Genomic DNA, 21284 nt, shown 5'->3' with positions numbered 1-21284 from the left:
CTTCTTCAATTCCAGGTCTTTTGTACTAAACATGGTAACAGAAACTCCATATAAGTATCTGTTACCATGTTCTCATTTTTCTGTTGATTTAAAACGTTTTTTTAGTTTTTTATAGTCATTGAGGATAAAGCTTTCAATGATTCTGGACTAGGTTTTCCATTACAATCACCTCAGAATCAAAATTTTGTACTTAGTCGTTTTATTGACTATATATCTGCTTTAATAGTAATTATTCCTATTTAGCCTCAATAAATTTTAATCACCCCTCACAGGTATTAGTTCTTATGTACTAAATATATTGCTTTCCTTGGGGTGTGACACTTGGGGGTGCGGAATGTGGTATTATTGCTGTTTAATAATAAAAATGGGTAATTGAATATTGAAGACTAGCTTCATTACCAATTACCCATTACCAATTATTTAGGAATAACTTACAATTCCTGTAACTCCTTATTTGTAATAACACTAGCTTGTGTACTAGCAACTTTTGCTGCTTGCAACATGGGAGTGTTAGTAACAGAATTATTAGCTAAAGTAAACAAGGGATTGGATAAGATTCCAGAAATGGTAGTAGCTATTAAAGTTACTATCAAACCTACTTGTAAAGGTCTCAGTCCTGGTAAATCCCAACGCACTTGGGGATAATTCTTCACCACGTCGGACATTTCTTGGGGTTCTTTGACTACCATCATCTTAACTACGCGAATGTAGTAATAGATAGAAACCACACTGGTAACTAAACCGAGTAAAACTAACCAGTAAAGACCAGCTTGCCAACCTGCCCAAAATAAGTAAATCTTCCCGAAAAAGCCGGCTAGTGGGGGAATACCACCCAATGATAAGAGAGAAATACTCAAACCCAGTGTTAAAAGTGGGTCTTTTTGATACAAACCAGAGTATTCAGAAATTTGATCTGTTCCTGTTCGCAAAGAGAACAATACTACGCAACTAAAGCCGCACAGGTTCATAAACAGGTACACCAGTAGATAGAAAATCATACTGGAATAGCCGGCATCAGTTCCCGCAATTAAGCCAATCATCACAAACCCAGCTTGGGCAATGGATGAGTAAGCTAACATCCGTTTCATGCTAGTTTGGGCTAGGGCGACAACGTTACCCAGTACCATACTTAGCACCGCAAGGGCGGTGAAAACAAATCTCCACTCATCTGCCACGATAGGGAAAACGGTGGTCAAGAGACGGATAGCTAGGGCAAGTCCTGCGGCTTTAGAACCAACGGATAAAAAGGCGATAACTGGAGTTGGTGCGCCTTCATAAACGTCCGGTGTCCATTGGTGGAAGGGTGCAGCGGAGATTTTGAAACCAATACCCGCAATCACGAAAACCAGAGCAATTACTAAACCCAGGGATTGACCAACATTCGCTGTAGCGATACCTTGAGCGATCGCACTTAGTTCTGTTTGTCCACCGGATAACCCATACAGCAGGGAGACACCATACAAAAATACCGCTGTACTGGAAGCACCAATTAACAGGTATTTCAACGCTGCTTCATTGGAACGGGGGTCACGTTTTGTATAACCTGTCAACAAATAAGAGGAAATACTCAGGGCTTCTAGGGAGATGAAAATCATCACCAACTCATTAGCACCGGATAAAAACATTCCTCCCAAAGTCGCAGTCATCAAAATGGCAATAAATTCGGCTAAAGGCGTACCACTTTGTTCGACGTAGCGAATTGACATCAATATTGTTGACATTGCTGACAGGGCGATAATCCCCCGAAAGACAATACTCAGGTCGTCACCATTAAAGCTACCAGTAAAGGCAATGGGGTTAGTAGTATCCCATTGGAAGTATAGAGCAATAATCGCGGCTGTTAAACCAGCGATCGCTAGATATGCAATCCAGCGAGCAGATGTCCGTCCCAAAATCAAATCAACAATCAAAACCCCCAAGAGGGTAATCATGACGATTCCCTCTGGTAAAATCGTTCCAGCATTTAACTGGGATGCAAAATTAGCAAAATCCATGAGATATATAGGTTTTAGCGATTAAACATTAGAGATAACACAAGTTTATTCTATCCATACTTCTTGACTAAAATTGCATTGATCTTTCTATCTTTAACAGTTGGAAATTCGTATATTTAATTTTAGCTATCGGTAAATGTACCGCAATAACTCAAAATAAACAGTCGAGTACATAACTGAACTGTTCAGCGTGGGGCGATTTTCGGGAAAGAGTAAGCATGGCTTAAAAGCACTTTATCTGCCAGCCTTTAAAACTTGTTCGGCTGTCAGTTTGAAATTTGGGAATGTCAGCGAAGTAATGGGTTGATTGCCTCGAATCTGCTGAATTTCATACTCTCCTTTGACTAAGGTACAAATAGAAAGAGTAGGTTGTTTCGGTTTCCCAATATGTCGAGTCACACCTAGACCCGCATAATCCGCAATCCAATATTCAGGAATACCTAAAATTGCGTAGTCTTCGACTTTACGCGCATAATCGTTTTGCCAGTTGCTACTAACTACTTCCATCACAAATTTAATCGAACTGCCCAGCGTGAGGATTGATTGGTCATTCCAAAGTAGTTCTTTCGCAAGTTCATTGCGGTCAACAACCATAACATCAGGTCGAAATGCTGTCATACCCAAGTTGGAAGGACGTAGCAATCCTCGCTGAAGGACAAACCAATTTAAACCTATTGCATCAATTTGGGCGCAGATTTTTGTGGTGGTAAAAGCTGAAACTTCTTCATGGTAGCCTGTTGGTTCCAAATCAAACACCTCTCCATCAATCAATTCGTAGCGGTTACTGTCACCATAACGGACGATAAAATCGCTAAAACTTAGTAACTGCTGTTGTGCTTGTCTTTCGGTTGCAATGGTCATAGGTCAACTTAGCCCCATCAATATCATCACTTTAGCATTTTTGCTAAATCCATATTTTTTTTAAAATAGTAACAGTAGGATGTGTTAGCGTAGCGCATAATAATTACAAACTAATCATAATTAAAAGCAAAAAAGCGCGTCAAGCAACGCACCTTACAGCGACTACTGATATCTCTAAGCGATCGCCGTCAAAGAATAACAGACCATGAACCGGAAAATTAAAGTTATTGCTAATAGCTTGTTAGCAGTAATTGTGGCTCATTCCTGTGAGTCGTGATTATTAGGCGATAGCGAAGCGCGACCTAGAAATCGCCCTGATCGTCTCAGCCGCACTCAATACTCAAGATATCACGATTGTAATCTTCACCCACGAGCTAGATATCGCGCCCAAACAATAGTGTAATATCTTTGTCCAAAATGGACTAATTGCGAGCTAAACTACTTTAACAACGATAGACATATTCGGCTAAAATTTAAGCAAGATCGTTTAGTATTGGAAAGGAAATTCTATTTTGTCCAACCCAGATTCCAACACAAATCAGCCTCGCCTTTTATCTTTTACCCTTGACGGTTGGTCTGTCTTAGGTAGTCGAGTTACTGTTTCTTTAGAGGATGGTGTTGCCGTATTAGTTGGTCGCAATGGGGCTGGAAAGTCAGCTATTCTTGAAGGGTTTGAAGCAATCTCATTATGTGCGATTGGTAGGTTTAATCCACTTGTGTATGATGGCGAAAGTTTTCCTAAAATATTAGAAATCGAAATTTTGACTCCGACTGCTCGTAGACTTGAATATAGGTATGAATTTACAACTCTTGCTAGTTCTGATGATGATCTGAATTTTGATGACTCCGATGACTCCATAGATGAAAAATCAGAAGTAAGTCGTTTCTCCTGGAATGATTACTGTCGATATATTAATGAAGAAGAAGATCATCTTTGGACTACTGATAATGGGGTGACAACTTTTCATACTGGGGATAGTCCAATTATCACTGTTCTTGGGAATACGCACTCTCTCCGACAATCGCTCCCAAAAACCTCCCCAATCAAGCTACCTGACGAAATGCTTTGGGTTTATTCTGTTTTGGGAGGAGTTCGCTTACTAGGGAAAGCTTCTATTAGACAAAGGACTAGACGACAACCATCACAACTAAGAGTATCAAGCAAAGGTATTTCTACTCGTTCTTTCAGTTTAGGTGATATTCTAGCTCGAAAAATACTACGTCTTATTGGCAAGGATGATCTATGCGAGCTTGAAAGCATCTGTCAGCGAGTTGGACTTGGCAGCAAGATATCTGAACAAAAGTTTATTTTAAGCAGAGACTCTGGAGAGAAAATTGAAAATGAAGAAGAAGAATATATTTCTTCGGTATTGCTAGATGGAGTTAATATAGGGTTATTATCTGATGGAACACTCCGAGTCTTGTCGATTCTTATTGAAATAATTGCCTCATCTCCTAATACGACGACAATAATTGAAGAACCTGAGACACAAATCCATCCTGCTATGCTTGCAAAGTTACTGAATGAAATCGAGACCTACTCTTTTGGAGAAAATTTGATTCTTTCGACTCACTCACCGCAAGTCGTTTCATGGACTAGTCCAGACAAAATTATTCTAGTTCATCGAGATAATGGACAAACATTTGTTCGGAAATTAGGCGATGATCAGATTCACAATGTTATTGAATACCTCTCTGAAGATGGTGAATTAGGCGAATGGATTTACAGTGGTATTCTCGATGAGTAATCTTAAGATCGCCTTAATTGCTGAGGATAATACAGACTGTGAAGCAATTCGTACAATTGTCCATCGTGTCCTTGGGGCAGAAGTCACAACCAAAAAATGGGCTTCTAAGGGTTGTAGTTCATTAACAAAAAAGCTAAGAGCAAAGCTGAAATTACTTTCCACTGAAGGTTGTAATATTTTTATTGTCGTTCATGATTTGGATCGTAATCCTCAGAATGGTTCCCTCAACAATGAGCGAGCATTGCGCTCAAAATTAGAAGAATTATCTTCTGAAATTGAAAGTCTTAAAAAACATATCTGTATTCCCATTGAAGAGTTAGAAGCTTGGTTCTGGTCTGATCCAGAAGTTATCAAATATCTTGGTGGTGAAAAAGGTAAAGCACATCCTAACCCTCACGAAATTAAATCTCCTAAAGAAAAACTAATAGAATTGTCGGTTGGAGAAAATAGAAAGCCTCGTTACAGTACCAACATGAATGTTGAGTTAGCAGAGAGACTAAATCTAAATATATGTTCCGATCGCTGCGCTTCGTTTAAGAATCTCCTTAATTTCTTGCGATCGCTCTGAAAAGATTATGATCGCTATTACTGTAAGTCGTGATTTTTAGGCGATAGCGAAGCGCGACCTAGGAATCGCTTCAATTATCTATCTGTTAAATATTTACTGAGGGCGATAGCGAAGCGCGACCTAGGAATCGCTATTCCTGTGAGTTGTGATTTTCAGGACTAGGGATCGCTTTTTATTGGTTTTAGGAGGCGATTTAAGGTTCAGGTATCTCCAACTGACGACAAATTCTAAAAACGGTAAAGTCAACAATCTCTCTATGACGAGGAATTGCTGTACGACGACCGTTAAGGGGATTTTCCCAAATAGAATGTTCGCTTCCTTCTCTTAATAAATAACAGCCATGTTGACTGAGGTGACGTAACAAATCTCGACGTTTCATTAAGCTACAAAACTAGGAACAACTTGAACATGATTTGCTGCTGAGAAAATCAAATAAATTGGTTCCTCTAAATCCGCTTCGGGTTCCGTTAATTGTTCATTCGGCAACGGTAAAGATTCTCCCTGAGATAAATAAACCTCTGCCATATCAACTAATGCACTCGCCAAAGAACGACGGACTATAGATAAATCTTCTCCCCAAGAAATCGCTCCAGGAAAGTCTAATACTTCCCCATGAACTCCCTTGTCTAAAAACTTATACATTGCCTTATAAGTAAGCATGATTTATGTATCCTAGAGCAATAAACAATTCTCCTATTTTGACACTCTCCGGTCTAAAGACGCGGAGATTCTATAGAGAGTTTCAGTCTATATCCCTCAGTTATCCCAGTTTCAGGCATTGCCTTAAATATTTGGGTTCTTGCCCTGATTTCGTTTGCCCTGGCGGGTGAAATCATATCTGACAAGCGTAACTTTCCGAGAGTCCCTCGGTAGCTTTTTATGTCTTTAGTGACAATTTAGTTGTATCACGAATATGGATTAAAATTTGAAATAATTTCAAATTTTCAAATTAACGTCAATGCAGGATAAAGGAAAGCCTCTAGCCTTCATCTCTTGTCTAAAGCCCAAATGTGGCTGACTCAGTCAGCCACATTTTCAAGGGTTTTTGGCGTTCTTCCTTATAAAACACAGGCAATTGTGATGGCCAGTTTTTTTGGAGATGAGAGGCGATAGCGAACGCATTGCGTCCCGGAGAGAACTAGCGCGACCTAGTAATCGCTAATTTATAGCATTACTTTCAGTTAATAGACATCAAATTCTCAAAAGGATGACGATTTTTCCAGCGGTAAGTATTAAAGTCCCGAAAATCAACAGATAAAATCCGCCCATGCCCCAAATGTTCGGCAAGAATAATCAATGAAGCGTCCGCTAAATCCATTGGCAGGGAAATATATTGATTCATCAATTCACTGATTCTTTTCCCATCTTGAACCTTGAGATCAAAAACCTCAAAAGCACCAATTTCTAAGCTATGAATAAACGTCTGTTGAGCATTTGTGCCTGTACGTTTCAAGAGAATATGACAAGCTTCCGTAATCACACACCATGTTGTCACCAGAGGCTCATCAATCGTATCTAGAACTTCTTGAGCGAGAACATGATAATCATCACGGCGATTGATTAATGCTATCCAAAAGCCAGAATCAACGATGACCATATTTTTCGTTAAGACTTTCAGTGAGATATTGCTTGTAATTAACCGACAAATCAGAGTCCCCTTCGGCACAACCAATCAGCCCTGATTCTCTAAGGAGTTGCAAAGGTTTTACAGGGGATTCTTGATGTAATTTTTCATAATAAAGATCGATCGCCACTTTCATAATGTCAGACACACCTTGATTTGTCCGCTGGCGAATGTAATTAAACTTATTAGCGCGATCGCTATCGAGCCTTGCATTAACTCTCATATTTTTGCTTGTCATAACTCTGTATGACAATACTATAGCTCAAAAAATTCAAGGTTAAGTAGTTCTCAAATAGTTTCCTCATGGGGCGATAGCGAAGCGCTCCGTCGGAATCGCTATTCTATCGTGGTTTGTTATTCTCAAGGGTAATTAATGGGATAATATCAAAAAAAGACTTATCAAAGGTAATGAATATGACAGATACAATCCAGTTAACATCAGAACAAATTGCAATATATCGCAGTGAACTAGCAGATAATTCTGATTTTTTAGCTGCACTTGATGTAATCGAAGAATGGGATGGAGATTTGGCGGATGCGGCTGAATCCATTGCTACTCGAAATGGCATTGAAGGAGTCGAAGATAACGCTGATATGCGTTGGTTTGTTATTGTTCTTAATAAATGTCGTGAATCTATTTGTCAGCAAAGATACGAAATTGTGCGAGAAAAAATTGTCCCTGCACTTATCCCTACGTTAACAGAGATGGTAGCAGCATCTTTTCTATGTCCCCCAGGTATTGCGACACTTTTATCAACTCCAATTGCTATTTATGTTCAAGAGGAAGGAATGGACAAGTTTTGTCAAATTTCCACCGATGACTAAACTCCTGTTGCTATAAATGCAGTCCAATAATAGGGACTTTCAAATGGATAGGGTTGACGTTTAACCGCAGCTTCTAATAAGTCTTTAAATTTATTGCGATCGCGTTTATTATCGGCAAATGCTTCAATTAATAATTTTTTAAATTCGGAGTTGTTTTTAATTCTTGCTAACTTCTTACTGGTGAGAGTTCTTAACCAGGTTTGAGTATTATTTAAAATAATAGCAATACTCCCTTGATCTTGGATAGAAATTCGTTTAAGATCGTGATAAAATTTAGTCATAAATAACGTTGTTGCTAGAGGATCTACTGTCCAAAGGGTGCTAACAACACTAGAACTACCTGCAAATAGAAAACCACTAGGTAAACCCACATATTCATCACTGATACTATCAGCTTTACTTTCGATTATGCCACTTTCACAAGCGGAAAAAGTAACTAAACGGCATTCTCTTAAATCAAGTTTTTCAAATACTTCTGCTAGAGTTAGGTTAGCTGATTCTCCTAAGTTACCTTCTGGATCTGCTAACATTAAAGCGGAATCTCTAGGAGATTTATTATCAAATTTACCATGACAAGAAAAGTGAATACAATGGGATGCTTGTAATTCTTGACGACGGTTTTCTAGGGTTTGTTCTGATGCTTCTGATTCACCAATAATAATGGTTTTTTCAGCATCAAATCCTTGACTAATTCTCTCTATTTCTATATTTGCTCCTAATAGGGGTTTTAGGTCTTTTCTGGTGGGGTCTTTAATAGCAAAAAGACGATCAAAGTTGTCACGCTGTGATAATTTTACCAGTTTTAAAAGTTGGCAACTGGGAACGTATCCGACACCTTTAGAAAAGCTTTGATAGAGAAATTGTCCATTTTTTAGGGGTAAACAATGAAGGGGAATAATATGTAAAAACCAATGGGGAATTATTATTAATCGTTTGCAGGATGGGGGAATTAGGCTTAAAAGTTCATCAATGTGGAGAATTTCTGATAGTTCATTTAAACGAGAATTAAGATTTTTAATCCACTCAGTTTTATTATTTTCATAAGCTTCACGATAATCTTTAATAAAATTAATCAAATTGTCTCGATCTGTTGCGGAAGATTGCCAAACTTTTAATCCTTGGGAAGTTACAATAAAAGCTAAAAATGTTTCCCCTGAAATATACCATTCTAAAATGGCGGTTTGTCGATTAATTAAGGATTGAATCTCAGTTAAGGGAATGGTTTGAACTTTTTGAGTTAAGCTAAAAGTGGGATCAATGTCGGTTATTTCACGATCAATGAGTTGATTTAATTCTTGTTTTAAATGATTGAGGTGAGTATAGTCATTTAAGATGGGTTGTTTTTGTTGATCTGGGGTTAAAATTACTCCCCTATTGCGGGTTTGTTCTTGGATGGCTAACTGTTGTTCTTCCCCGATAATGGCACGACGGAGGCGATCTAATTCCGTAATAATAGTTTGGGGGATATTACCTTTAGGATAGATATCTCGGTCGGTAAGCAGTTGGACTAGATAGCGGGTTTTGCTGCGTTCAACGTATTCTAAGGCGCGATCTTTTTGATTGAGGTTGAGATAGGATTGAACTATGCCATGATAAACATCCATTGCATCGGAGAGAATTTCTTGTTGTCGTTGGGGGTTTAAGGCTTCGAGTCGGGTATTTTCTACTGCTTCGATGGCTAAGTTGTAGCCTTTGATAGCGGCTTCCCAGTCTTCGATAAAGTTAGCAGTAATTCCTAAGTTTCGTCCTGTTCTTAAGCAGTCTATAGGAAAAGCAGTAGGGGTATATACTTCTAAAGACAGGTCATAAGCCGCAATAGCTAACTCTAGATTATCTGCCCTTTCCCCTCTGATGCGATTACTATAAGCAGCCCCCAGATTATTTTGTGACCTTGCCCAATTTTCAGGAAATGCTTCACGGGTATATACTTCTAAAGACAGGTCATAAGCCGCAATAGCTAACTCTAGATTATCTGCTCTTTCCCCCCTGATGCGATTTCTATAAAATTCTCCCAGATTATTTTGTGTCGTTGCCCATTCATAAGGAAAAGCATCACGGGTATATACTTTTAAAGACAGGTCATAAACTGTGATCGCTAACTCTAGATTATCTGCCTTTTCTCCTCTGATATGAGTTTGATAAGCTAACCCTAGATTATTTTGTGACCTTGCCCAATCTTCAGGAAAGGCGTCACGGGTATATACTTCTAAGGATAGATTATAAGCTGCAATAGCTAACTCTAAATTATCAGCCCTTTTCCCTCTAATGCGATATAGATAAGCTAACCCTAGATTATTTTGTGACCTTGCCCAATATTCAGGAAAGGCATCACGGGTATATACTTCTAAAGACAGGTTATGAGCGGCAATAGCTAACTCTAGATTATCTGCCCTTTCCCCTCTGATGCGATGACTATAAGCAATACCCAGATTATTTTGTGACCTTGCCCAATATTCAGGAAAAGCATCACGGGTATAGACTTCTAAAGATAGGTTATAAGCCGCAATAGCTAACTCTAGATTATCGGCCCTTTCCCCTATAATGCGACTACGATAAGCTTCTCCTAGATTATTCTGTGTCATTGCCCATTCGTAAGGAAAAGCTTCACGGGTAGATATTTCTAATGATAGGTTATAAGCTGCGATCGCTTTCTCTAGATTATCAGCCCTTTCCCCTCTGATGCGATTACTATAAGCTAACCCAAGATTATTCTGTGTCATTGCCCATTCGTAAGGAAAAGCATCATGGGTAGATATTTCTAATGATAAGTTATAAGCTGCGATCGCTTTCTCTAGATTGTCGGCCCTTTCCCCTCTGATACGATTACTATAAGCTAATCCTAGATTATTTTGTGACCTTGCCCATTGTTCAGGAAAGGCTTCACAGGTTCTTACTTCTAATGACAGGTTATAAGCTGCGATCGCTTTCTCTAGATTATCAGCCCTTTCCCCTTTGATGCGATAACTATAAGTTAACCCCAGATTATTTTGTGACCCTGCCCATTCATAAGGGAAGGCTTCACGGGTATATACTCCTAATAATAGGTTTAAAGCGGAAATAGCTAACTCTAGATTATCAGCCCTTTTCCCTCTGATGCGATTTCCATAAGCTATCCCCAGATTATTTTGTAACCCTGCCCATTCATAAGGAAAAGCCTCACGGGTATATACTTCTAACAGAGTGTGATAGCCTGTAATAGCAATTTCCAGATTATTAGCCCGACTTCCCAAAGGAAACTGTATAATGTGAATACATAAATTTTGAATCACCCCAGCAATACCGGCCACTTCTTTTGCCTTCTCTTGAGAAAACACATTTCTAGAGTATTGTTGCAACAGTTGGGCAAAAGTATCATCTAACAGATGTTGACCGCGTTGTAGGATAGGATAAACCACCGCAGGATCATTACTTTCATATTCTGCTTCTAATACTTCTAATAAGAACCCCTGATATTCCTCTATACTTCCCGCTTGAGGGTTGAGATATTGCCCCAACCATTGCGCCATATTCCGTAACCAAGCCGCATGATCATTATTTCCTTGTTGTTCTAACCATGTTGCATAGTTTTCCATCTCCTGCAAAAATTCGGGATCAATCAATTCCTGATTTGCTTGCAGAACATTATTGGGTTCCTCACCATCAGCACAAGCCAAAAACTTTTCAATTAAATTAATATAAGTTTGTAATCTGGCTTCATCCATAACTGACCCCTCCAACCCCAAATAGTTAAAATAGAATCATAATCAATCAAATAATTACATAAATTATAGTTTAGCGTAATATTGCGTGATACCGAGCGATCGTACTAAAGTTAAGTGGGGTTACATTACTATGAGTCGTGATTTTTAGGCGATAGCGAAGCGCTCCGTGGGAATCGCATAACATAGAATAAAATTATAACTGACTTCAAAACAGCAAATTATATGCTAGAAGCAAATGTACGGGACAATCAAGAGCTTTCTGGGCTAATCCAACAAGCCAACTCTAAGGGAGAAGCGATCGCCTTAGTTCAAGAAGGGCAGCAAAAAGCAGTGCTGTTAAGTTTAGAAATGTTTCAACATTTGATAGGAATTAGCGATTGCCGAGAACAGCTATCAAACGAAGGATTTGCAACTATGTCCCATCAACTTTTTACCAAATCTGGCTATGACTCAACCGACAAAATTATGGAACTTATTCAGGACGTAAAACAAGAAATATCCACAGAAAGAGAGCAAAGGCTAAATGACAGTGAAATCAAGTTCTAGTCTACCCAAATCGGTATTTCTCGACACAAATATCTACATTCTGGGAGCGCTTGATTTAAACAGCGATGAAAGCAAAATTTTATCATTGCTAGTCAGTGATGAAAATAGCGATGAGCAAACTAGAGTTATCTTCTCTCAAGAACTTATCGATCAAATCTTACGAGTTGGTAAACGCTTGCAAAACAAAGACTGGTCAAGTGGTCTGTTAACAAGACTTTGGCAGCAATTGAAAGTAGATTTCATATTTGTAGAAGACCAAGATATTCAAGCAATCGCTGATGCTGGCATAATTCCCCGTGAAGATGCAGGTGTTTATCTAACTGCCAAGCAAGGAAAAGCAAAATGTTTTGTATCCAGAAATTACAAACTAATTCGCGCACTTGTCGAGCAAACTGAAGAATTTGAATGTTTCACTCCCAGCGAGTTTTTACAAAAATATGCCCCATAAGCTACGAGAACTAAACTTCTGAAATTCATGTAAATACTACAAGGATTTAACTGTGATTACAAATGCTAGTAGCCTTACACTTAGCAATCTCCGTCAAACTTTTGGCTTGAGACTCAATTCTAGCGATCGCTTTTTTGATGAATGGTTAAATAATTCACCAACACTAACCGAAGCGGAACTACAAGGACTAGATCGCCTCACTCGCAACTATAACTATCTCAGTCAAGAAGAAGCGCCCCTTGAAGAAATTGTTAAGCTTGTTGTGGTGTCGCCATTGCTAGATTTGGCTGGTTTCTATCAATTTCCTTTTTTGGTAAAAGCAGAAGTAAGTACCAGTATCGAAGTTGCTGATGAAGCTAATGCTATAGCGGTTCAAGGCAGAATTGATATTTTGGTAATCCAAGATAGTTTTTGGATTTTGGTAATCGAATCAAAACCTGCAAGGCTGGACGTTACCGCAGGAATTCCCCAAGCACTTACTTATTTGTTGAGCGCTCCTAATTTGCAGTCAAGTTGCTATGGAATGGTGACAAATGGCAGAGAAGTATTGTTTTTGAAATGCAATCGCCACCAAGATGTCCCTCAATATACGCGATCTCACACTTATCGGTTACTTGAAAATACAGCAGAACGTATTCAAGTTTTACAGGGGCTTAAACAAATTGGGGCTTATATTGGTAGTTCAAGAAGTTAGGCGATGGCTCGAAGAATATCATCAGGTATTAAGACGCTAACAATCAAGTTTGCAGGTGTAATTTATATACTTTTAGCATTTCTTTATGTATAAGTTGATTTTGACACAGCACCTATAAAAAAATGGCAAATTAGAAAAATTAAGCTAATTTTAAATTATTTATTTCCCCAACCTTTAACAACTGTGAGTCTTGTACTATTAAATTCCAGGGATATTTTACAAACTATAGTCGTCAAATATGTACTAGATAAGTTAAAGATGGAAATAACTGACAATTGACTCTCAAAGGTTACTTCTAGCATTCTCAAAAAGATCACTGTACCTGAAGTTGAGAAAGATTTACCCCTGTTGGGCAGTTTGTGTAAGTATACAATCACTGCTGAGGCGTGATATTTCATCTTGACATTTCGCAAAAATTAATCCAACTTAACTATTTAGCTGCATAGCTATTATTCTTTTTAAATTTCCATGTCAACTCTTGTTATCGTCGAATCTCCCACAAAAGCTCGTACCATTCGCAACTACCTACCAAAAGACTATGTGGTAGAAGCTTCAATGGGTCATGTCCGTGACCTTCCCCAGTCGGCCAGTGAAATTCCCGCAGCCGTCAAAGGGGAAAAATGGGCGCAGCTTGGGGTCAATGTAGAAGCCGACTTTGAACCGATTTATGTCGTTCCCAAAGACAAAAAGAAAATTGTCACTCAGCTTAAAGAAGCCCTCAAAGGTGTAACTGAACTGATTTTAGCAACAGATGAAGACCGGGAAGGGGAAAGTATTAGTTGGCATTTATACCAATTGCTCAAGCCGAAAGTGCCAACAAAGCGCATGGTCTTTCATGAAATTACCAAGGAAGCCATTCAAAAAGCTTTGAAAGACTGCCGTAATATTGATGAGCAGGTAGTTCGCGCCCAAGAAACCAGAAGAATTTTAGACCGATTAGTAGGATATACCTTATCGCCGCTGCTGTGGAAAAAAATTGCCTGGGGGTTATCCGCTGGGCGAGTGCAATCTGTAGCAGTACGCTTATTAGTAATTAAAGAACGACAACGCCGGGCTTTCCATGAAGGTACATACTGGGATTTAAAAGCCAGTCTAGAACAGGAAAAATGTCCCTTTAGCGCGGTTTTAGTGACTGTTGGCGGTACGAAAGTTGCCACAGGCAGCGATTTTGACTCAACAACGGGCAGAATTACCGCCGGGCGTAATGTTGTATTACTCAACGAGGAACAAGCCGAAGCCCTAAAAGCCCGCCTAGAAGGGAAAACTTGGACAGTGACGGATATGGAAGAACGTCCTGTCACCCGCAAACCAGCACCACCGTTCACAACTTCCACACTGCAACAAGAATCTAACCGCAAATTGCGCTTATCGGCACGGGATACCATGCGGGTTGCTCAAAATTTATATGAGCAAGGGTATATTACCTATATGCGGACAGATTCGGTACATTTATCCGACCAAGCGATTACCGCCGCCCGTGCTTGTGTAGAACAAAAATACGGGAAACAATATCTTAGTCCCCAACCTCGCCAATACACCACCAAATCTAAAGGCGCACAAGAAGCTCACGAAGCCATTCGTCCCGCTGGTAGTAGTTTCCGCACACCCCAAGACACAGGTTTAGCTGGACGAGAATTTGCTGTTTATGATTTGATTTGGAAGCGCACCGTCGCCTCACAAATGGCTGATTCTCGCCAAACTCAAGTTACTGTGCAAATCCAAGTTGAAGACGCTGGTTTTCGTTCCTCTGGTAAGCGCATAGATTTTCCTGGCTATCTTCGCGCCTATGTCGAAGGTTCTGATGATCCTGAAGCCGCTTTAGAAGACCAAGAAGTAATTCTACCTGCTCTGAAAGTTGGTGATCATCCTCAATGTAAAGAATTGGACGCGGTAGGCCACGAAACCCAACCTCCTGCCCGTTATACTGAAGCAACTTTGGTGAAAACTTTGGAAAGTGAAGGCATTGGTCGTCCTAGTACCTACGCCAGCATTATTGGCACAATCATTGATAAAGATTATGCTCAGTTGCTGAATAATGCTCTAATTCCTACTTTCACGGCTTTTGCTGTGACTGATTTACTGGAAAAACATTTTCCAGATATTGTTGACCCTAGTTTTACTTCTAAAATGGAGCAAACCTTGGATGAAATTTCCACGGGTGAAGCTCAATGGCTACCCTACTTAAAGAAATTCTATCTTGGTGAACAAGGTTTAGAAACTTTGGTAAGGGAAAGGGAAACAGAAATTGATGCCGGCAAGGCTAGAACTGTAGAACTAGAAAATTTAGATGCTAAAGTCCGTATTGGTAAATATGGACCTTACATTGAAGTTACCAATGGTGAGGAAGTAATTACCGCTTCTATTCCTAAGAACCTGACTCCGGCTGACCTTGACCCTAAACAGGTGGAAATTCTCCTCAAACAAAAAATTGTCGGACCTGACCAAGTTGGTCGTCACCCAGAAACCGGAGAACCTATTTATATCAAGATTGGTACTTATGGACCTTATGTGCAGCTAGGCGATAAGACTGAGGAAAATCCTAAACCCAAACAAGCTTCTTTCCCCAAGGGTGTGACACCGGAAACACTCACTTTGGATATGGCTGTTGGTTTATTATCTCTTCCCCGTGCTTTGGGAACTCACCCAGAAACTGGTGGCAAAGTCCAAACTAGTTTAGGAAGATTTGGCCCCTATGTTGTCCATGACCAAGGAAAGGAGGGAAAAGATTATCGTTCTCTCAAATCTACTGATAATGTCTTGACAATTTCTTTGAATCGTGCTTTAGAATTATTGGCAGAGCCGAAAAAGGGTCGGGCCGCTGCTAAGAGTAAGTCTAAGGAAGCTTTACGGGAGTTGGGTACGCATCCAGAAGATGATTCACCAGTTAATATCTATGATGGTCCTTATGGTCCTTACATTAAACACGGGAAAACTAATGCCAGTATTCCTGAAGGTGAATCAGTGGAAAATATAACTTTGTCTACAGCTATTGAATTACTTTCAGCTAAAGCATCTACAAAATCTACACGGAAAACCACTAAATCTACTACTAAGTCAACTGCTACTACTAAATCAACAAAGACTAGAGCGAAAAAGACAGACGCGGCGAGTTAGGGAAGGGGCAGGGGAGCAGGGGCAGGGGAGGAGGGAGCAAGGGTATAAATTTATTTACTTCTTTCTTCCCCATGAACTCCTGATAGCGCAGCGTGGCGTTAGCCATACTCCTGACTCCTGAATTCATATCACTAATTACCCATTAGTAATTATGAATGTGATAATCTAATAAGTAAGGGAAAACACAAAATTAAAATTTCATAGTAGGACTTACCATACTTGTGGAAATGTGTCAACCCTGCCAAGGCTAGAAGTGCGATAATACGCCAGTTTCTGCGACCCGGTTAAATAAAATTGAGGTACTATCTCAGGAGCGGTCAGTTTAATGGATTATATAGAAAAGGTGCTGGAAAAGCTGAAAGAATTAGCGCGGAAGTTAATTGATAGTCTGCTAGGTCCAGAGGCTGAACCGGAACCGGAACTGATTCCGATTCCTGTACATGAACGTTCTATGCGCCGTCGCTAAAGTTTTTAAGGTGTGGGAGTTGAATTTGCCAGCTTTAAGTATTCTTGTGCTGCATGGACCAAACCTAAATTTGCTGGGACTTAGAGAACCGGGAATTTATGGTTCTTTGACTTTGGCAGAAATTAATCGCTTGTTAGAGTCCAAAGCAATGGAACTGCAAGCAGGTATATTTTCCATGCAGTCAAATCATGAAGGGGTTTTAGTAGATGCTATTCACGGGGCATTAGGAAAGCATCAGGGGATTGTGATTAACGCTGGGGCTTACACTCATACTAGTGTGGCTTTGCGGGATGCGATCGCTGCTGTTAATTTACCTACTGTTGAAGTACATCTGAGTAATATTTATCGTCGGGAAGATTTCCGTCATCATTCTTATATCGCACCAGTGGTAATTGGCCAAATCAGTGGCTTTGGCGCTCAAAGTTATTTGTTAGGTCTGGAAGCACTGGTGTATTATTTAAGGCAGTAATAGGCAAGAGGCAAGAGGCAAGAGGCAAGGGGCAAGAGGGAAGAGGCAAGAGGCAAGGGGCAAGGGGCAAGAGGCAAGAGGCAAGGGGCAAGGGGCAAGGGGCAAGAAAGAGTTATTTAAATTACCAATTACCAATTACCAATTACCAATTACCAATTACCAATTACCAATTACCAATTACCAATTACCAATTACCAATTACCCATTACCTATTACCTATTACCAGTCAAAAATTATGCGTTATTCTCTTGTGAATCGGGTTAGGGGGACTTTTCTAGGAGCATTTTTAGGAGAGAGTTTATCTAACCCGAATGGTTTTAATTTGGGTAGGATTGCGGTTTTGGGGACGGAAAGTTTAATTAGTTTGGGTAAGTTGGATGTAGAGGACTGGTTAAAGCGTCAAGAAGCGGCAGATATTAAATTAGAAAAAAATATTAATTCTTGGGGACAAATGATTCTCGCTATATTGCCGGTGGTGATGTTTTTTCACGAAAATCCTGTAAAAATGCGAGAAAATATTTTAGCAGTGCAAAAAATATGCAAGTGGCAAGATGAGCCGATTGTCAGAGATGCTAGTTTAATCATAGGATATGCGATCGCTCAATCCCTGAATGAAAAACTTAATCCCCGCACATTAATTTCGGAAACAGTGAGTTTTTTAGATAAAACATCAACTTCCTTACCACAACAATTAATAAAAGTCAATGATTTATTAAAAAAGGGTGCAGGACTAGAAACAGCAACCAGGGAATTAAACAGTACAGAACAATTAACTAGTAATATTGGTTTAGCTTTTTACTGCTTTCTAAGTACCTTAGAAGACTTTTCTCTCACCACATTAAGAGCTAATCAAAATCACGATTTTGCCAATTACGATATTACAGGTGCAATTGCTGGAGGATTATCAGGTGCATATAATAGTACGGTTGGTATACCTGTAAGTTGGCAAATTTCCCCCTCTGTCACCAATTCCCCTGCATGGGGACTTCACAGTTTTAACCAGATGTTAAAATTAGCCGATATAATGATGGCGGTATGGGCTGGAGTATATGACGTTAGTGATCATTTTGGCGAATGTGTAGATACAGGATATACTATCTTTGCTGCTCCTCATATTATTCGTAGACGTTGAAATAATTTTTGCGAAACACTGAATTAATTGGGCAGTAAATTTGGAGACTGTCGTAAGTAGTCGAACAAAATTAAATTCACTCGTTGAGAGAGGGAACAGGGAACAGGGAACAGAAAAATCAATTGTGTAATTAATTCTGTCCCATTACTTATTTAACCCTGAAGGGGGTCAAATACTAACCGCTCTCTTCTTAAGTTATTACACGGCTTGGGTAGTGTGCCGGAGGCATCAGCCATACTTGGGGTATTTCGCGGCAGGAAAGATGAAAACGCAGCAATTTTTGCAGTCCTTGAGTCAGCAATTAAAGCAATGGCAGCGACAGTATAAAGTGCTATTCCGTAAAGGAAAGCATCAACATAAGCTGCATAGGAATTTTTTCAAAAATCTACTTCTATATTTATCAGCAAATAGCCATCAAGGAAAACAAGGTAAACGGGGACAAACACAAACATCAACTACTAAATTGGTGAGAAAAACTGGTGGTGTTGATAAAGTTATTTTCAGATGGGTACACCAGAAACGCTCCTCAATAATTTTGGTGCTGGCAGTATTATCATTGACAAGTGTGGTGGGTCATGATTTATATAACCAACCAAGAATGAAAGTTGATAATATTGCCTGGCAAACATTTATTGCTCCCTACACGGATAATATTGAAAATCGAGAAGAGACAGAACAGAAACGCAAAGATGCTATAGATAGGTCTGTGCCAGTTTTGATGATTGATAACCAGATCAATGATAAAATTAATGATCATTTAGAAGAAATTTTAGATGCAGGTAATCAACTGCGAGGAATAGTTGGTATTTTTCCGTTTTCTAGTACTTCAGTTTTATCAATTCCTACTCAACGTTATTTGAGGAATTTTCCTGAATCAGAATGGCAAAAACTGAAAGTAACTTTAGAAAATAATAGAAAACAAAATTTAAAAAAACAAAATTCCAAATTTTTGTTAATACCGCAAAATTCAATAAATGGTAAAAAGTTGTCTAATTCATCAAGTGTTCCGGTAGTATCGTTGCCTAGTTATGGAAATCATAGTGATGAAGCGTCGTTTATTCAAGCGTTGTCAGAACTGGATGCTTATCAATTTACTGCTTTAGAATCTGATTTCTCAGCACTAATTACCCAAATAGCGCAAGTTAGGCAAGGATATAATCAAGCCCTAGATAAAGGATCACAACTAAAAAATGAACAGATCCAAAAAATTTATACAGAATCTGTTATTTTAGAATTAACTGATAATGATTGGTTAAAAACACAAGCTGGAATTCGTAAAATTGCCGAGCGAATTCTTGCTCAAGGTATATCAGCGGGGTTACCCAAATCTATTTTGAATAATGCAGTTAGTTTACAAGTGGAATTATCTGTACCTATGGAAGCTGAATCATTAACAAAAAATATATTTTTAGCGGTATTACAACCAAATATTAAACAAGATGAAGCCCAAACTAAACAACAAGATCAACTGGTAGCTAATAAAATACCGTCTGTGATGGTACAGATTAGAAAAGGAGAGGTAATTGTTAGCAAAGGAGAACAAATTACAATTGGTAAATTTCAGATATTACAACATTATCGCATGATTGGCAGACAGGTGAATTGGCTGGGTTTAACAGTTGTAGCAATGGTTGTGACTGGAGGAATTCAGGTTTTTGTGTGGTTGGAAAGAAAAAGTCATAATTATTTACGACAACGCGATCGCTTATTAGTTCTCCTGCTGACTCTGAGTGTTCCTGGAGTATTGGCAATCAGTTTGCCATATACTACTTGGAGTGCAATTGGTTTATTATTAGGCAGTTTTTATGGACCAACTGTAGGCATAACGGTGGTGGGGTTATTGTCGCTGATACTACCAATTACCACAGATACAAATATTCTAGTATTGTTGGCTGGGGCTGGGGGGGGGATGTTAAGTAGTTATATAGCCCATAGATTGCGATCGCGTGAAGAATTAGCATTATTAGGTGTTGTCACTGCGCTCACCCAAGGTGGTGTATTCTTATTATTAAAAATCCTCACTGGTGGGGTTTTTGGTTCGGGTTGGTATATCTTCCAAGAAGCTGGTTTATTTGCTGTATCTGGCTTGTCTTGGAGTGTGGTGGCTTTGGGTTTAAGTCCTTATCTGGAGACACTATTTGATGTAATTACTCCCATCCGCTTGGCGGAATTAGCTAACCCTAATCGCCCATTATTAAAGCGTCTGGCTACAGAAGCCCCAGGAACTTTTCAACATACTTTGTTAGTAGCTACTTTGGCTGAAGCTGCGGCTAAACAATTGGGTTGTAATGTAGAATTAGTCAGGGCGGGAACTCTATATCATGATATTGGCAAAATGCACGATCCTTTGGGATTTATTGAAAATCAAATCGGCAGTCCCAATAAACATGAAACAGAAATTAAAGATCCTTGGAGAAGTGCTGAGTTAATTAAAAAGCACGTGACGGAAGGGTTAGTCATGGCCAAGAAACACAGTTTACCAACGGCAATTCAGGCTTTTATTCCCGAACATCAAGGCACAATGGCGATCGCCTATTTCTATCACCAAGCCCAACAAATAGCCCAAGAAAACCCACACATCATTGTAGATAAAGCCGATTTTTGTTATGATGGTCCCATCCCCCAATCACGGGAAACAGGCATCGTCATGTTAGCAGATTCTTGTGAAGCCGCATTACGCAGTCTCAAAGATGCTACTCCAGAAAAAGCATTAAATATGCTGAATAATATCCTCAAAGCCAAATGGCAAGATGAACAATTAATAGATTCGGGCTTGACAAGAGAAGAAATGCCAAAAATCGCCCAAATATTTGTGGATGTTTGGCAACAATTTCATCACAAACGGATTGCTTACCCGAAATCAAAAGTTGGTAATTCGTAATTAAGATGAAGCTGTATAGAATCAGACTTTAGAAATACTTAACCGCAGATAAACGCAGATAAACGCAGATAAGGACTGATGAATTATGTGCTGTATTCATGCTTAATGGTTAAAATAGAGATACAGCAGTTTCCAATTATATGACGTACATCATAGCCCCCTCATCGCTTGCGGGGAGGGGGTTGGGGGTGGGGTTCTTGTACCTCATAACAT

General features: G+C 39.4%; 18 protein-coding genes. 11 read left to right on the top strand and 7 right to left on the bottom strand.

Features of this window, described 5'->3' with window-relative positions:
- Window positions 1-431: 431 nt before the first annotated feature.
- Both AN486_RS21755 and AN486_RS21750 read right to left on the bottom strand, forming a co-directional pair.
- A complete protein-coding gene (locus tag AN486_RS21755) occupies window positions 432-1994 on the bottom strand; it encodes an NAD(P)H-quinone oxidoreductase subunit N (protein ID WP_053540592.1) in 1563 nt (520 codons plus the stop codon).
- Window positions 1995-2228: 234 nt separating this feature from the next.
- A complete protein-coding gene (locus AN486_RS21750; protein WP_053540593.1) occupies window positions 2229-2855 on the bottom strand; it encodes a Uma2 family endonuclease in 627 nt (208 codons plus the stop codon).
- Between the two features lie 512 nt (window positions 2856-3367).
- On the opposite strand from AN486_RS21750, the gene AN486_RS21745 reads away from it, so the two are divergent.
- Both AN486_RS21745 and AN486_RS21740 read left to right on the top strand, forming a co-directional pair.
- Window positions 3368-4603, top strand: a complete 1236-nt coding sequence (locus AN486_RS21745) for an AAA family ATPase (protein ID WP_053540594.1) — start codon at window positions 3368-3370, stop codon at window positions 4601-4603.
- Window positions 4596-5171, top strand: a complete 576-nt coding sequence (locus AN486_RS21740) for a DUF4276 family protein (RefSeq protein ID WP_053540595.1) — start codon at window positions 4596-4598, stop codon at window positions 5169-5171. Before AN486_RS21745 ends, AN486_RS21740 begins: the two co-directional genes overlap by 8 nt.
- A gap of 193 nt (window positions 5172-5364) precedes the next feature.
- On the opposite strand, the gene AN486_RS21735 is transcribed toward AN486_RS21740, so the two are convergent.
- The 4 genes from AN486_RS21735 to AN486_RS21720 all read right to left on the bottom strand — a co-directional run bounded on the left by AN486_RS21735 (window position 5365) and on the right by AN486_RS21720 (window position 7033).
- The gene (locus tag AN486_RS21735) at window positions 5365-5550 is read right to left on the bottom strand and encodes a type II toxin-antitoxin system HicA family toxin (protein ID WP_053540596.1); all 186 of its coding nucleotides are present in this window, start codon (window positions 5548-5550) and stop codon (window positions 5365-5367) included.
- Window positions 5550-5831 (bottom strand): type II toxin-antitoxin system HicB family antitoxin, encoded by a 282-nt coding sequence (locus tag AN486_RS21730; protein WP_039203329.1) that lies wholly within the window; start codon window positions 5829-5831, stop codon window positions 5550-5552. Before AN486_RS21730 ends, AN486_RS21735 begins: the two co-directional genes overlap by 1 nt.
- A gap of 517 nt (window positions 5832-6348) precedes the next feature.
- On the bottom strand, window positions 6349-6768 hold the full coding sequence (locus AN486_RS21725) for a PIN domain-containing protein (RefSeq protein WP_053540597.1): 420 nt from the start codon (window positions 6766-6768) through the stop codon (window positions 6349-6351).
- The gene (locus AN486_RS21720) at window positions 6755-7033 is read right to left on the bottom strand and encodes a ribbon-helix-helix protein, CopG family (protein WP_235335246.1); all 279 of its coding nucleotides are present in this window, start codon (window positions 7031-7033) and stop codon (window positions 6755-6757) included. The genes AN486_RS21725 and AN486_RS21720 overlap by 14 nt, the downstream gene beginning before the upstream one ends.
- Before the next feature lie 176 nt (window positions 7034-7209).
- Between AN486_RS21720 and AN486_RS21715 the strand changes: the two genes are divergently transcribed.
- Complete coding sequence (locus AN486_RS21715; protein WP_039203326.1) at window positions 7210-7620, top strand: hypothetical protein; 411 nt, start codon at window positions 7210-7212, stop codon at window positions 7618-7620.
- Here the strand turns inward: AN486_RS21715 and AN486_RS21710 are convergent.
- Window positions 7617-11321, bottom strand: coding sequence for a CHAT domain-containing tetratricopeptide repeat protein (locus tag AN486_RS21710; protein ID WP_290602510.1), 3705 nt, complete (start codon window positions 11319-11321; stop codon window positions 7617-7619). The two genes, AN486_RS21715 and AN486_RS21710, sit on opposite strands and share 4 nt — an antisense overlap.
- Window positions 11322-11543: 222 nt before the next feature.
- Between AN486_RS21710 and AN486_RS21705 the strand changes: the two genes are divergently transcribed.
- The 8 genes from AN486_RS21705 to AN486_RS21670 all read left to right on the top strand — a co-directional run bounded on the left by AN486_RS21705 (window position 11544) and on the right by AN486_RS21670 (window position 21071).
- Complete coding sequence (locus AN486_RS21705) at window positions 11544-11867, top strand: hypothetical protein (RefSeq protein WP_039203324.1); 324 nt, start codon at window positions 11544-11546, stop codon at window positions 11865-11867.
- Window positions 11845-12315 (top strand): hypothetical protein, encoded by a 471-nt coding sequence (locus tag AN486_RS21700; RefSeq protein ID WP_290602508.1) that lies wholly within the window; start codon window positions 11845-11847, stop codon window positions 12313-12315. The genes AN486_RS21705 and AN486_RS21700 overlap by 23 nt, the downstream gene beginning before the upstream one ends.
- A gap of 52 nt (window positions 12316-12367) precedes the next feature.
- Window positions 12368-13009, top strand: coding sequence for a type I restriction endonuclease subunit R (locus tag AN486_RS21695; RefSeq protein WP_290602506.1), 642 nt, complete (start codon window positions 12368-12370; stop codon window positions 13007-13009).
- 468 nt (window positions 13010-13477) lie between these two features.
- Window positions 13478-16123, top strand: a complete 2646-nt coding sequence (gene topA, locus AN486_RS21690; RefSeq protein WP_290602504.1) for a type I DNA topoisomerase — start codon at window positions 13478-13480, stop codon at window positions 16121-16123.
- Between the two features lie 325 nt (window positions 16124-16448).
- The gene (locus tag AN486_RS21685; protein ID WP_027404689.1) at window positions 16449-16589 is read left to right on the top strand and encodes a hypothetical protein; all 141 of its coding nucleotides are present in this window, start codon (window positions 16449-16451) and stop codon (window positions 16587-16589) included.
- Window positions 16564-17058: a type II 3-dehydroquinate dehydratase gene (aroQ, locus tag AN486_RS21680; protein WP_053540602.1), complete on the top strand. Its 495-nt coding sequence runs from the start codon at window positions 16564-16566 to the stop codon at window positions 17056-17058. Before AN486_RS21685 ends, aroQ begins: the two co-directional genes overlap by 26 nt.
- A 235-nt stretch (window positions 17059-17293) precedes the next feature.
- Window positions 17294-18190 carry an ADP-ribosylglycohydrolase family protein gene (locus AN486_RS21675; RefSeq protein WP_053540603.1) on the top strand — a complete coding sequence of 299 codons (897 nt, stop codon included), beginning with the start codon at window positions 17294-17296 and terminating at the stop codon, window positions 18188-18190.
- A gap of 262 nt (window positions 18191-18452) precedes the next feature.
- Window positions 18453-21071 (top strand): HDIG domain-containing metalloprotein, encoded by a 2619-nt coding sequence (locus AN486_RS21670; protein ID WP_290602503.1) that lies wholly within the window; start codon window positions 18453-18455, stop codon window positions 21069-21071.
- The last annotated feature ends 213 nt before the right edge of the window (window positions 21072-21284 follow it).

The sequence above is a fragment of the Anabaena sp. AL93 genome, from assembly GCF_001672085.1.
Taxonomy (GTDB): domain Bacteria; phylum Cyanobacteriota; class Cyanobacteriia; order Cyanobacteriales; family Nostocaceae; genus Dolichospermum; species Dolichospermum heterosporum.
Note: the sequence above shows the minus strand (reverse complement) of the source record. Positions and strands in the feature narration are given on the sequence as shown.